10 protein-coding genes and 1 pseudogene are annotated in these 14,341 nt (G+C 66.1%); all 11 read left to right on the top strand.

Annotated features, from left to right (window positions below):
- Positions 1 to 226 (top strand): annotated as a pseudogene (locus JZ791_RS40470) (hypothetical protein); the annotation flags it as partial.
- A gap of 232 nt (positions 227 to 458) precedes the next feature.
- Complete coding sequence (locus JZ791_RS40475) at positions 459 to 1,217, top strand: MerR family transcriptional regulator (protein WP_216902663.1); 759 nt, start codon at positions 459 to 461, stop codon at positions 1,215 to 1,217.
- A gap of 236 nt (positions 1,218 to 1,453) precedes the next feature.
- Positions 1,454 to 2,209, top strand: coding sequence for a hypothetical protein (locus JZ791_RS40480; protein ID WP_216902664.1), 756 nt, complete (start codon positions 1,454 to 1,456; stop codon positions 2,207 to 2,209).
- A 427-nt stretch (positions 2,210 to 2,636) separates the two neighbouring features.
- Positions 2,637 to 3,833 (top strand): UDP-galactopyranose mutase, encoded by a 1,197-nt coding sequence (glf, locus tag JZ791_RS40485; RefSeq protein WP_216902665.1) that lies wholly within the window; start codon positions 2,637 to 2,639, stop codon positions 3,831 to 3,833.
- A gap of 85 nt (positions 3,834 to 3,918) precedes the next feature.
- Positions 3,919 to 5,850, top strand: a complete 1,932-nt coding sequence (locus JZ791_RS40490; RefSeq protein WP_216902666.1) for a glycosyltransferase — start codon at positions 3,919 to 3,921, stop codon at positions 5,848 to 5,850.
- Positions 5,847 to 6,446, top strand: coding sequence for a phosphatase PAP2 family protein (locus JZ791_RS40495; protein ID WP_216902667.1), 600 nt, complete (start codon positions 5,847 to 5,849; stop codon positions 6,444 to 6,446). The genes JZ791_RS40490 and JZ791_RS40495 overlap by 4 nt, the downstream gene beginning before the upstream one ends.
- A gap of 1 nt (position 6,447) precedes the next feature.
- A complete protein-coding gene (locus JZ791_RS40500; RefSeq protein WP_216902668.1) occupies positions 6,448 to 7,392 on the top strand; it encodes a decaprenyl-phosphate phosphoribosyltransferase in 945 nt (314 codons plus the stop codon).
- Positions 7,393 to 7,396: 4 nt separating this feature from the next.
- A complete protein-coding gene (locus JZ791_RS40505) occupies positions 7,397 to 9,409 on the top strand; it encodes an arabinofuranosyltransferase AftB family protein (RefSeq protein WP_308163421.1) in 2,013 nt (670 codons plus the stop codon).
- Between the two features lie 480 nt (positions 9,410 to 9,889).
- The gene (locus JZ791_RS40510) at positions 9,890 to 11,014 is read left to right on the top strand and encodes an alpha/beta hydrolase (protein WP_216902670.1); all 1,125 of its coding nucleotides are present in this window, start codon (positions 9,890 to 9,892) and stop codon (positions 11,012 to 11,014) included.
- A 315-nt stretch (positions 11,015 to 11,329) separates the two neighbouring features.
- Complete coding sequence (locus JZ791_RS40515; RefSeq protein WP_438804622.1) at positions 11,330 to 12,433, top strand: alpha/beta hydrolase; 1,104 nt, start codon at positions 11,330 to 11,332, stop codon at positions 12,431 to 12,433.
- A gap of 315 nt (positions 12,434 to 12,748) precedes the next feature.
- Positions 12,749 to 13,798 carry an alpha/beta hydrolase gene (locus tag JZ791_RS40520; RefSeq protein ID WP_216902672.1) on the top strand — a complete coding sequence of 350 codons (1,050 nt, stop codon included), beginning with the start codon at positions 12,749 to 12,751 and terminating at the stop codon, positions 13,796 to 13,798.
- The last annotated feature ends 543 nt before the right edge of the window (positions 13,799 to 14,341 follow it).

Here is a 14,341-nt window from a genome sequence, read left to right on the forward strand (position 1 = left end):
CCCGAGCCCCGGCCGGCCGCCGATCCTCGCGGCTCCCACCCCGGACACTTCACCACAGGCTGCACCGGCTCCCGCCGCGCCGGATCCGGCCTCGACGCCCGGTCCGGTCGCCGCCGATCGTCAGCCGGACCCCGCTACCGACCCCGTGCGCGCGCTCCCGATCCGCCGGTCGCCTCCAACCCGGCCCCACCTGGGGATCCCACGTCCGCATTCGATGACCCAGTAGGTTGATGCGGTGTCGACCGACCATGCGTCCATGGATGATCTGCGGCGTGAACTGGTCGATCGCGAAGACTTCAATGCTGCGGGTACGACAGTGGCCGAGAACAAGCGGAACCGGCGATCGCGTCGCCGATGCGATTCGGGAACGACGGCTGGAGCTTGGCCTGACTCGGGCTTGACATTGACGTAGCGTCAATTTGCATGCTGGTTGTGTCGATGCGGCGAGGGAGGTCGGAGTGGGTGGCGAATGGTCCATTCAGGATCTGGCCAGGGCGGCCGGAACCACCAGTCGGACGTTGCGCCATTATGGGCAGCTCGGGCTGTTGCCGCCCAGTCGGGTCGGGGCCAATGGTTACCGGTATTACGACCAGGATTCCCTCGTGCGGCTGCAACGCATCCTGTTGCTGCGCGAACTCGGGCTCGGGTTGCCCGTGATCGCCGAAGTTCTCGCGGGAGAACAGGATACGAAGGCTGCGCTGCGCACACATCTGGATCTGCTGCGGCAGCAGCAGGATCGGATCGCGCGCCAGATCGCGTCGGTGCGAACAACATTGCACAAGACCGAAGCAGGTGAACCGCTCATGCCACAGGAAACATTCGACGGGTTCGACCACACCCGATACAGGGACGAGGTGATCGAGCGCTGGGGGAAGGACGCGTACGACAACAGTGATCGCTGGTGGCGTTCGCTGAGCGAGGCCGACAGGCGGACCCATCAGCAGACCCACCTGGACATCGCGGCCGATTACGGCCGTGCTCAGCAGGCGGGACTGGCTCCAGCCGACGCCGAGGTGCAGGACATCGTCCGCCGCCACTTCGACTGGGTCGCGGTCGGGTGGCAGGGCGGGCACCCCGACGCCCGCGCCTTCACCGGCCTGGGCGAGATGTACGTCGCCGACCCGCGTTTCGCGCGGAATTACGACAAACATGGTGTGGGCACGGCGGAATTCGTTCGCGATGCGATGCGCGCCTATGCCGACGCCCATTTGGAGTGAGCTTCACGGAGAAAATCGGGGCAGCGAGTTCCTCTCCTGCGCGGTAAAGTTCGCGCCTTAGAGATTTAGGGGAGGAAGGTTCACTCATGAGCTACCCGTACGGCCAGCCCGGATCCGGTAGTGGCTATCCACAGCAACCCTTTGGACAACAGCCTTACGGGCAGCAGCCAGGGTATCCACAGCAGCAACCGGGGTATCCACAGCAGCCGGGGGGTCCGTCGCAGCCGGGGATTCCGATGCAGCAGCCCGGGATTCCCGTGCAGCCCGGAGTCCCCGCGCAGCCGGGTGTTCCCGTGCAGCCGGGGTTTCCTCAGCAGCCCGGGTTCGGGCAACAGCCAGGATTTCCGCAGCAGCCGTACGGGCAGCAACAACCTTTCGGGCAGCAACCGGGATCCCCGCAGCCGGGATATCCTCCGCAGCTGGGCGTTTCGCAGCAGTCCTCCGGTGGCGGGACCGCGATCACCGCGAGCCTGCTGGCCATTCTGCTGGCGCTCGTGAGCCTCGGATCGATCTTCGTCACCCTGCATGAGCTGTCCGTCGCGCGAGACGCGGCTAACAGCTTGGCCAGCATCGCGAGTCAGGCCGGAGACGCCTCGATGCCCGCGCCCGCGCCGTTCGACGACGGCGTCTTCTACGCCTACATGGCAATCGAGGTCGTGGTCGCCCTGCTGTTCGCGCTCAGCGGCATTCTGCTGATGAACCACAAGAACGGCGGCCGGATCGCGCTGGCGATACTGTCGAGTGTGGGCATCGTCGGTGGCCTCATCGGCATGATCGTCGGGTTCTCCACTGGGGTCGCGGCCTCGGCGGTCGGTGCGATCATCGGCGTTCTGCTGATGGTCCTGATGCTGATCCTGACCCTCTCGGGTTCCACCAAGCGCTGGTGCGCGGTAGGAAAGACCCCCACGTTCCTCCCGCCCGGGTTCGGTCAGCAGCCGGGGTTCGGTCAGCAGCAGTCCGGATTCGGCCAACCCCCGTTTCAGCGGTTCTGATGGGCGCGCCGTAATACTCCGGGGCGAACGCGATGGTCTGGGCCATGCCGAGCGGGGTGAGGATGGCCGAGGAGATGCCCGTCCATCCGGCGACGATATTCGCGCCGGTCAGTAGCAGGCTGGTCACGTCGAGGGCCAGCCCGGCGATCGGCGGCGGCATGTGGCGTCGGCTACGGGCGTGGCGGCGAGGGTGCCGGGCTCATCGGCCCCGGCCGGTGCGGGGGTCAGAAATCCGGCGCCGAGCGCCGCGGACAGGACGAGTACGCCCAGGAGCGGGGCAACGGGCCCGCGCCCATGTCCGATCGGCCCGCGTTTCGGTGAAATTCCGGTGGCTGGAACGAGAAATTCCAGGGCGTATGCAGGGCCTCTCGATGCACAGTGCGACTCCACCGGGCGCGCGCGCGGACTTCCGATACGCTGGGCACCCGTGACCGTCGCATCTCCCTTCGATCTCATCGTTGTCGGCTCTGGATTTTTCGGACTGACCGTCGCCGAACGCGCGGCCTCCCAACTCGGCAAGCGGGTGCTGGTGGTCGAACGTCGTTATCACCTGGGTGGTAACGCGTATTCGGAAGCCGATCCCGAAACCGGTATCGAGGTGCACAAATACGGTGCACACCTGTTCCACACCTCGAACAAGCGCGTCTGGGACTACGTCAACCAGTTCACCGAGTTCACCGGCTACCAGCATCGCGTGTTCGCCCTGCACAAGGGGCAGGCCTACCAATTCCCGATGGGGCTGGGCCTGCTGTCCCAGTTCTTCGGCCGTTACTTCACCCCCGACGAGGCCCGCGCGCTGATCGCCGAGCAGGCCGCGGAGGTGGACGCCAATGACGTGTCCAATCTCGAGGAGAAGGCGATCTCACTGGTCGGCCGCCCGCTCTACGAGGCCTTCATCCGCGACTACACCGCCAAGCAGTGGCAGACCGATCCCAAGGAGCTCTCCGAGAGCATCATCAACCGGCTGCCGGTCCGCTACACCTTCGACAACCGCTACTTCAACGACGCCTACGAGGGCCTGCCGCGCGGCGGCTACACCGCGTGGCTGGAGAAGATGGCCGAATCCGACCTCATCGAGGTCCGGCTGAACACCGATTGGTTCGAGGTGCGCGAACAGATCCGCGCTCAGAGCCCGGACGCTCCGGTCGTGTACACCGGCCCGCTGGATCGCTACTTCGACTACAGCGCGGGCGAACTGGGCTGGCGCACCATCGATCTGGAGACCGAGGTGCTGAACACCGGTGATTTCCAGGGCACCCCGGTGATGAACTACAACGACGCCGATGCGCCCTTCACCCGCATCATCGAGCCGCGCCACTTCCACCCCGAGCGCGACTATCCCACCGGCAAGACGGTGATCCAGCGCGAGTACTCCCGCTTCGCGCAGACCGGCGACGAGCCGTACTACCCGATCAACAGCGCCGAGAACCGTGCGAAGCTGGTCGCCTACCGTGACCTGGCCAAGAACGAAACCACCACGGCCAAGGTTCTTTTCGGTGGCCGGCTGGGTACCTACCAGTACCTGGACATGCATATGGCCATCGGCAGCGCGCTGAGTATGTTCGACAACACGCTGCGCCCGCACCTCGAGTCCGGTGCGCCGCTGGCTGTGCGCGACCAATGAACACAGCACCGAGCGCCGCGAGGGTGCCGATGGATACAGCATCGGTACCGCCCAGCCGCCCGGATTCCTTCGGTAGGAAGTGAAGATGACCGCACAAGTGACGTTGGAACAGACCGCGACCCCGACCCGCGCGATCTCGCTGCTACAGCGGGTCATCCTGCCGCGCCCCGGTGAACCCCTGGACGTGCGCACCCTCTATCTGGAGGAATCGGCGACCAACGCCCGTCGCGCGCACGCGATCTCGCGCACCTCGCTGTCGATCGGCGCGGAGTCCGAGGTGTCGTTCTGCACCTATTTCAACGCCGTGCCCGCCAGCTATTGGCGGCGGTGGAGCGTGCTGAGTTCGGTGGTGCTGCGGCTGGAGCTGTCCGGGCACGGACGGGTGGACGTGTACCGGTCCAAGGCGGACGGTTCGCGAATTCACGTGCAGGGCAGTGAGTTCGGCACCTCGGGCGAAACGTCCGGTGACTCGGTCGAATTCGAGGTGGAGCTGGCCCCGTTCGAGGACGGCGGCTGGATCTGGTTCGACATCACCACCGATTCGGCGGTCGAATTGCACAGCGGCGGTTGGTATGCGCCGGTCGAGGCGCCCGGCGAGGGCAGCATCGCGGTCGGCATGCCGACCTTCAACCGTCCCACCGACGCGGTGAAGACCATCGGCGCCCTGGGCTCGGACCCGCTGGTCCTGGAGAAGATCAGGGCCGTCATCATCCCGGACCAGGGCACCCGCAAGGTCGTCGACGAGCCCGGATTCGCCGAGGCCGCAGCGTTGCTGGGCGATCGGCTGGCCATCCACAACCAGCCCAACCTGGGCGGTTCGGGTGGGTACAGCCGCGTGATGTACGAGGCGCTGAAGACCACCGATGCCGAGTACATCGTCTACATGGACGACGATATCGAGATCGAGCCGGACTCGATCCTGCGCGCACTGGCGTTCTCGCGCTTCGCCAAGTCCCCGATCCTGACCGGCGGGCAGATGCTCAATCTGCAGGAGCGTTCGCATCTGCACGTGATGGGCGAGGTGATCGACCGCGGTGTTTTCATGTGGACCGCGGCGCCGAACGTCGAGTACGACCACGACTTCGCGAAAAACCCGCTGCGCGACCGCGACAACTCCAAGCTGCTGCATCGGCGCATCGATGTCGACTTCAACGGCTGGTGGACCTGTGTCATCCCGCGCCGGGTCGCCGAGGAACTGGGCCAGCCGTTGCCGCTGTTCCTGAAGTGGGACGACGCCGAATACGGTTTGCGCGCCCGCGATCACGGCTACCCGACCGTCACCCTGCCGGGTGCTGCGGTATGGCATATGGCCTGGTCCGACAAGGATGACGCGATCGACTGGCAGGCGTATTTCCACCTGCGCAATCGCCTGATCGTGGCCTCGCTGCACCTGGCGGGCGACGGTAAGCCCATGGTGCTCAACACCATCAAGGCCACCCTGAAACACCTGCTGTGCCTGGAGTATTCGACGGTCGCCATCCAGAACGAGGCGATCCGCGACTATCTGGCCGGCCCCGAGAAACTGTTCGGCCTGCTGCCCACCGCGCTGGGCAAGGTGCACGCCATGCGCAAGCAGTACCCGGACGCGGTGGCCCTGTCGTCCTCCACCGACCTCCCGCTGGCCAGTCACGCCGAGGTGGGCGCGGTCGGCGAGCCGGGCAATCCGATCGCCAAGGTGGTGCGCCTGGGCAAGGGCGTACTGCACAACGTGCGCAAGGCGAATCCGAATCACCATGAGACCCCGCAGCTGAACGTGCCGACCCTCGACGCGCGCTGGTTCCTGCTGTCCCAGGTGGACGGTGTCACGGTGACCACTGCGGACGGGCGCGGAGTGGTCTACCGTAAGCGCGATCCGCGCAAGGCGCTGGAGCTGTTCAAGGAGGCCATGCGCCTGCGCAAGGAGTTGGCTGAGCGCTTCCCCGAGGTGCGCGAGCGGTACCGTGCCGCGCATGCCGGCCTGACCAGCACCGCTGCCTGGGAGAACGCCTTCGGCATCACCGAGACAGGAGCGAAATGAGCGCCCCAGCACACGACGCGACCGGCCGCGCGCACGGCCTGCACGTCGTCCCCGATCCGCAGACGCGCTCGACCGAGGTGAAGATCCTCAACGTGGTGCAGGGCACCATCGGTAGCAAGCCGGCCGTGGTCAAGGCCGCGCGCGGGATGTCCCACTTCGGCGAGCACGCGCTGGGCTGGATGGCGATCGGCGCCCTCGGCGCTGTCGTCGACAAGCCCCGGCGACGGCAGTGGGCCGGGGTCGCGGTCGGCGCGTTCGGTGCGCACGCCGCATCGGTCGTCATCAAACGCGTTGTCCGACGGCCTCGTCCGCACGATCCGTCGGTGCAGGTCAACGTGTCGACGCCGAGCAAATTGAGCTTCCCGTCCTCGCATGCGACCTCCACGACTGCGGCGGCGGTGTTGCTCGGACGACTGACCGGGCTACCCTTGCCTGCGGTGCTCGTGCCGCCGATGCTGCTCTCCCGGGTCGTCCTGGGTGTGCACTATCCCTCCGACGTGCTCGCCGGGTCCGCTCTGGGCGCCGCGTCAGCCGCCGCAGTGTTAGCCGCCGAAAAGAGACTTGCCAGTGACCGCACAGGAAAGAACCCTCGCTGAAATGAGTGAAGAGCCGACCGGCACCGACCTCGACGACGCCGTGCTGAAGGGCCCGCCCAAGACCCTGGCCGGGGGGCTGGTCAAGGCCGTGCGGCCGCGTCAGTGGGTCAAGAACGTCCTGGTGCTGGCCGCGCCGCTGGCCGCGGGCAAGCTGGCGGACGGTAAGTACGCGGTCGCGGACCTGACCAGGGACTGGCATATCGCGATCGCCTTCGTGGTCTTCTGCATGGCGGCCTCGGGCATCTACCTGATCAACGACGCCCTGGACGTCGAGGCGGACCGCGCCCACCCGACCAAGCGCTACCGGCCGATCGCGGCCGGTGTGGTGCCGGTGAACCTGGCCTACATGCTGTCGGTCGTGCTGCTGGTCGCCTCGATCGCGTTGTCGTTCCTGGCCGCCTGGCAACTGTCGGTCACGATGGTCGTGTACATCGGCATCCAGCTGGCGTACTGCCTGGGGCTCAAGCACCAGGCGGTGCTGGACATCTGCATCGTCTCCTCGGGCTTCCTGCTGCGCGCGGTCGCCGGCGGCGCGGCGGCGAATATCCATCTGTCGCAGTGGTTCCTGCTGATCATGGCGTTCGGCTCGCTGTTCATGGCCGCGGGCAAGCGGTACGCCGAACTGCGGATCGCGCTGGACACCGGCGCCAAGATCCGCAAGTCGCTGCAGTACTACACGGCCACCTACCTGCGCTTCATCTGGACGCTGTCGGCGACGGCGGTCGTCGTGTTCTACGGCCTGTGGGCCTTCGAAACGGACCACAAACGCCCCCTGTGGTACGCGATCTCGATGATCCCGTTTACTATCGCAGTCCTGCGCTACGCGGTCGACGTCGACGGCGGCGAGGCCGGAGAACCCGAAGAGATCGCGCTGGGGGACCGCATTTTGCAGTTCCTGGCCATCGCCTGGATCGGAGCGGTAGGTGTCGCTGTCTATCTCACCTGACGAGATTGTGGCAGACGGGGAAGAACGGGAGGGTCGGACGGGCAGCGAGGATACCGCTGGTGCGTCCGATCGTGCCCGACTACCGCGACGCGCACGCGTCGCGGTGCTGTCCCGTGCCGTATTCGTCGGTGGGGTCGTCGCGACCGTCATCACCTTCGCCTGCGCCGCGTGGGCTCGTCGCTGGATCGCCGACGACGGGTTGATCGTGTTGCGCACGGTGCGCAACCTGCTGGCCGGGAACGGGCCGGTGTTCAACGCGGGCGATCGGGTGGAGACCAACACCAGCGCCGCGTGGACCTACGTCATCTGGTTCTTCAGCTGGATCACCCATGCGCGGCTGGAGTACGTGAGCCTGTTCACGGCGCTGACACTGTCGCTGCTGGCCGTGCTGATCGGCATGATCGGCGCGGCGCGGTTGTGGGGCGGCGCCTCGAGGCAGCTGCTGCTGCCCGCCGGTGCCGTGGTCTATATCGCGGTGCCGCCGGCCCGCGACTTCGCGACCTCCGGGCTGGAGAACTGCCTGGTCATCTTCTGGCTGAGCGTGCTGTGGTATCTGCTGCTGCGCTGGAGTCATGCCGAACGGCCGCGCCTGGCAACATTTTTCGGGCTGGTGTTCTGGGCCGGCCTGTGCTGGGTGGTGCGGCCGGAGATGACCATCGTCGGCGGATTGACGCTGGTGCTGCTGTTTCTCGCGCCCATGCCCGTCACGCGGGTGCGGCCGATCGTGATGCGCGCGGCCATCGTCGTGCTCGCCGGGGTCGTGCCGGTCGGCTACCAGATCTGGCGGATGGGGTACTACGGGCTGCTCTACCCGAATACCGCCGTCGCCAAGGAGGCCGGTGGCGCGAAGTGGGGGCAGGGCGTCAAATACGTGTGGGATCTCGTCGGTCCGTATTGGCTGTGGGCGCCGCTGCTGGTGCTGTTGGTGGTCGCGGTGCTGCTGCTGCGGTCGCGACGTACCGAGTTCGACGCCGACCGAATGATCCGCGTGGTCGGGGACGACTCCCCGGGCACCGCGGCCACCGTGAGCCGGTTGGATCGGCTCCGGCGGATTCAACCGCAGTTGCGCACCCCGCGTGCGGTCGTCGCGCTGATGCTGTTCTGCGATCTGCTGCTGATCATCTTCGAACTGCGTGTCGGCGGCGATTTCATGCACGGCCGAATGCTGCTGCCGCAGTTGTTCATCCTCACGCTTCCGGTCGCGGTGCTTCCGGTCTGGCGCTTCGATGCGGCCGGTCGCTCGGTACTGCACCGGAATTGGGCGCTGGCCCTGCCGGTCGTCTGGGTGGCCCTGATGGTCTGGGCGCTGTTCGCGGCGAACACCACCGGTAACAAGGCCGGCTACAACGTCAGCGCCGACGGCATCGTCGACGAACGGATCTACTACGTGCTCAACAGCGGTCACGATCATCCGATCCTGGCCGAGGACTATCTGGACTATCCGCGCATGCGGGCGATGGTCGACACCATCGACAACACCCCGGACGGCGGCCTGCTGCTGAATTCGCCGTCGTACATGATGTGGTGGCTGGTCCCGCCGCCGCTGCCGATTCCGCCGAATGGCGCCGGGCATACCGTTTTCTTCCTGAATCTCGGCATGACCAGCATGAACGTCCCGCTGAACGTGCGCGTGATCGATCAGGAGGGCCTGGCGTATCCGCTGGGCGCGCATACCGACCGGCTGACCGACGGCCGCATCGGCCACGACAAGGACATCTACTCGGACTGGGTGGTGGCCGATACCGGCATGGTCGCCAGGCATCCGTGGATTCCGTACTACATGGACGACAAGTGGATCGAGCAGGCGCGCACGGCCGAGAGCTGCCCGGCCACCCAGGCGCTGCTGGCCTCGGAGCGGGGGCCGCTGACCTTCTCGCGGTTCCGGCACAATCTGGTGCAGTCCCTGGCGTTCTCCAAGTACCGCATCGACCGGGTGCCCAAATACGAGATCCAGCGCTGCCATCTGATCGACCCGGACCCGCAGCCGGCCCCACCCCCCTTGCTTCCGCCCAAGTAACGGATTCGTCAGGGCTGTCGGTGCGTTGGCAACCCGGGTTGCTCGAGCGGGTTGTCGCGTTGGCATGCTGCTGGTTCGAGTTTCAGGTCTGGGGTGCTGGCCGGTTGTGTACCTCTACCTAGCGGAAAGCGGTGAACTCGTCCGAATAGCGGGTTGGCTGCTACAGCATTCGGCTGTGAGATGACTGTGGGATTCGCGCTGCGGCTCGATCTCCGTAGGATTCGGGCCGTTCGGGGTGACAGGGGGATCAACCTGGGTAAAGTTGGTTCGGGCGGTGACTGTCAGGGGCTGTGTGACGTGATCGTAACCAGCTTTGAACTGCGTCTTACGCCACCTCGTCTCAATTCGGTAACGCCGGAGTGTCTCGAGCGCGATAAGCTTCGCGAGTACTTCCGTCTGACGGTCGCATGGATGCGTGCGTCCAGGCGGCCCGAAGGTAGCGGCCGAGCCCGGCCGCACAACAGAAAGGCCGAACAGAATATGCGAGGCGTGACTGTGCGTTGGGTGCAGGAGAGGCGGCGGAGACGCTCGCTGCGATCGGGCCGGCCCACGTGGATGAAGCGCACCGCGCTCGGCGTGGCACTGGCGACAGTGCTGGGGATGACCTTGGCCGAAGCCGGTGCTGCGTCCGCGGCGTACACCCCGTCCGGATTCGACTTCTGGGTCGACTCACCGGTGATGGGTCCGATCAAGTCGCGGATCTTCCGCGCCGCCGACGGGAACACCGATCGCGTCGTCTACGCCCTCGACGGCGAGCGCGCGGGTCTGGATCTGTCCGGCTGGGAGATCAATACCAATGTCGCCAACGCGCTGACCCGCGCCAACATCAACGTCGTGATGCCGATCGGCGGTCAGTCCAGCTTCTACATGGACTGGAACGCGCCCAGCGCCTTCCTCGGCATTCCGCCGCAGGCGGGCTCGTCGGGCTCGGCGTCGGGGTCGAACAGCCTGTCGGCCGCGACGGGCTCATCGTCGGGCTCGGGTGGTCTGGAGATCTTCGACCAGGGACCGGGCAAGAGCTACCGGTACGACTGGGACACCTTCATCCACCACGACCTGCGCAACGCGCTGCACAGCCGGCTCGGCTTCCGCAACGACCGCAACGGCGTGTTCGGCCTGTCCATGGGCGGCAGCGGCGCGCTGACGCTGGCCGCGCACCATCCGGACCAGTTCAACTACGCCGGTGCGTTCTCCGGATACCTCAACATCTCCGCGCCGGGCATGCGTGAAATGCTGCGGGTGGCGATGATCGACGCCGGCGGGTACAACATCGACTCGATGGCGCCGCCGTGGAGTCCGAAGTGGTACTACATGGACCCGTTCGTATTCGCCCCGATGCTCAAGGCCAACAACACCCGGCTGTGGGTCGCCGCGAGCAGCGGCCTCCCGGGCGGTGGTGATGTGAACAATGCGATGGACGTTATCCAGGGTGTACCACTGGAGGCGTTGGCGCTGGCCAACACCCGGGCCTTCCAGCTGCGGATGCTGAGCCTGGGCGCGAACAACGCCGTCTACGATTTCCCGGCCTTCGGTGTGCACAACTGGCACAACTGGGAAACCGAGGCCGACAAGATGATCCCCGACCTGTCGGGGCATATCGGGTAAGCCGCCCGATCGAGCGTCCCCCAGGGCCGCGAACCCGCCTTCGGAAGTACATGGGCGGGTTCGCGGCCTTTTTTGCTAGTTGTTTGCTAATTGCAACGCGACACGGGATGCGCCTCCCCGTGTTCACCCTCGCCATTCGGGACAATCCGAGCTCTGGACCTTTTCGCGCGATGCGCTGCTGCCGCGCGCGTACGAGGTCGAGCGTTGTAGTGCGGCGTGTATCCGCGCCGCCGGTTGTTCGTGTTGTCCGACTAGACGGGGCGCTCGCGCCGCGCGATACGCGTGGCTCGGCCGTCCGAGCGAAAGGCGAGACCGATGCGAGTTGCGTCAAGTAAGCCAGGATCGCTATTCGGCCGTTTCGGGGGATTCGGCCGTCCCGCCCGGCGATGGCTGCGGCGCACGGCGATGGTCGCGGCGCTGACCGTGGCGCTGCCCATCGGGGTCGCGGTGCTCGGCGACCACGCGCAGGCCCGTGCGGCCTTCGATCCCAGGGCCTTCGACTTCTGGGTGACCGACCCGTCGATGGGGCCGATCAAGACCCGGGTCCTGCGCGCACGTGACGGCAACACCAACCGTGTGGTGTACGTCCTGGATGGCATGCGCGCGCGTCAGGACCTCAACGGCTGGGAAATCGAGACCAATGTGCCCCAGGTGCTGGCCAATTGGAATATCAATGTGGTGATGCCGGTGGGCGGCGAGTCCAGTTTCTATGCCGACTGGAACGCGCCCAGTTCGTTCTTCGGGCTGCCGCACACCAATTTCGGCTCGTCCACCGGATCGGGCTCGAGCGAGATCTTCATGGCCGGCCCCGGTAAGAATTACCGCTACGACTGGGAGACCTTCCTGACCCGGGATCTGCGCAACGCCCTGCACGATCGGCTCGGGTTCCGGGCCAATCGCAACGGCGTCTTCGGGCTGTCCATGGGCGGCAGTGCGGCGGTGACGCTGGCGGCCTATCACCCGGATCAATTCAGCTATGCCGGTTCGTTCTCCGGATACCTCAATGTCTCCGCACCAGGTATGCGGGAGATGATCCGTACGGCGATGATGGACGCGGGCGGCTACAACGTGGACTCGATGGCGCCGCCGTGGGGGCCCAACTGGTATCACATGGATCCGTTCGTATTCGCTCCCCGGCTCGTCCACGACAACACCCGGCTGTGGATCGCCGCAGGCAGCTCCCAGCCGGATCCCGCGGATCTGGCCGGACCGCCCGGCGCGGTCGCGGACCGGGTGATTCGTGGTGTGCCACTGGAGTTCCTGGCGCTGCTGAACACTCGCGCGTTCCAGGCACGTATGGACTCCCTCGGCGCGCGGAATGTGGTCTACTCCTTCCCCAATTACGGCATCCACGACTGGACCAACTGGAGTCACGAGGCCTATCGGATGATCCCGGACATGTCGCGCAATATCGGCTGAGTACTCGCTGCGAACCGTCCGTGCGTCGCGGACCGCCGAGCCAATTTTCGGCAACAGTGAAATCCCTTTGATGGGAAGGGTTCCCGCGACATAACCGGGGGAACGCGATAGGGTCACTGCACGATTACGAAAGGTACTCGGGCGGATTTCGGTCACGTGTCCGCCTCTGTCTTGCTAACCGCAGACCGGTCGAATATGGTCCAGCGAGCGCAAGTGCGACCAACTCGTAGACGCCCCGCTCGCCTCGGACAGGTCGGGATCCGAGGCGTGCAGGGGTGTGCACAGGGCTACAAAAGCAGAAAGAGAGCAAGATCCATGCGATTCGGCAGGTCCGCCGCATCGGCGTCGGATTCGGCGCCCACGCCGAGTCCGGACCGATCATTGCGGCGACGCGCTCAGTTCGGTTGGCGCGCGCGAATTGTCGCGGCACTGGCTCTCCCCCTCGCGGTCGCGGTCGCGGTTCCGGCGGTCGCCGCGGCGACCCCGGTCGCTTCGTCCCCGATGCACCAGACTCCTCCCGGCGGCCGTCAGGTTCTGATGGTTCCGTCCGAAATGGGAGCCATCAAGGTGCAGGTGCAGTGGGCACGTCACGGCGGCAACGCCGCGCTGTTGCTGCTCGACGGTCTGCGTGCGCGGGATGATCTCAACGCTTGGTCCTTCGAGACCAACGCGCAACAGATGTTCGGTAACGACAACGTCACCCTCGTGATGCCCGTGGGCGGGCAGTCGAGCTGGTATGCCGACTGGGAATCCCCGAGCAACACCAACGGTCAGAAGTTCACCTACAAGTGGGAGACATTCCTTACCCAGGAGCTCCCGAACTTCCTGGCTAACTACGGCGTCGCGCACAGCAACTGGGCGGTGGCCGGCCTGTCGATGAGCGGCCCGGCCGCGCTGCGCCTGGCGGCGTTCCACCGCGACCAGTTCAAGTACGCGGCCTCGTTCTCCGGCCCACTGAACTGGAACGCGCCCGGCATGCGTGAGGCGATCCGCGTCATGATGCTCGACGCGGGCCGGTTCAACGCCGACTCGATGGCCGCGCCATGGAGCCCGCAGTGGCTGCGCTCGGACCCGATGGTGTTCGCGCCACAGCTGCGCGGCCTGCCGATGTTCATCTCGGCCGGTACCGGCCTGCCGGACAACACCGACTACGTGGGCTCGCCGGTCGGCGTCTTCAACACCGTGAATGCCATGGCACTCGAGTTCATCGCCATGATCAGCACGCACATGTTCCAGGCTCGGCTCGAGTCGATCGGCATCCCGGCCACCTACGACTTCCCGCTCACCGGTACACACAAGTGGTTCAACTGGCAGATGGAGCTGGGCAAGGCCCGTCCGGGCATCCTGGCCGCGCTGCACGCGTAGCAGTCGAGACAAACAACCGGCGTCGTGCGCTCCGCACGGCGCCGGTTGTCGTCCGTGCGCCTTCAGATCTCGCGAGGCGTTCTCGGGGTCGTCGGCTCGGTATGCGGTCGAATTGCTCGAGCTGACCGAAATCGCCCTGTACGAGGCACTGATCCGGATAATGCCTCGTATAAGACGATTGTTCGTTATGAGAAGTATCGTTGCCCATAGATTGCCCGATTTCCAGCCAACTATGCCTGCCGTCCGCGCGTCGTGCGGTGGGAATCGTCTCCGGCGCGGTAGAAAACTCCTGTGGCAGGTGTGGCATCTGAGATCCGGGGGAGAGCCGAACGCGCTCGCGCGCGCCGGATGAGGCTGGCGGCGTTGTCCGCGGCCGTCGTTCTACCTGTCGCCCTGGGATACACCGTCGCCGTGGGCCCGGCCCTCGCCCTGCCGCCGGCCTCCACGCAGCAGCCGCCCGCCCCGCAGCCGCCCGCTGTTCCGCAGCCCGCCGTGCCGAATCAGGCCGCGGGCGTGGCTCCCGTGGCCCCCGCGGCCTGATTC

Source organism: Nocardia alni (assembly GCF_019038435.1).
GTDB lineage: Bacteria > Actinomycetota > Actinomycetes > Mycobacteriales > Mycobacteriaceae > Nocardia > Nocardia alni.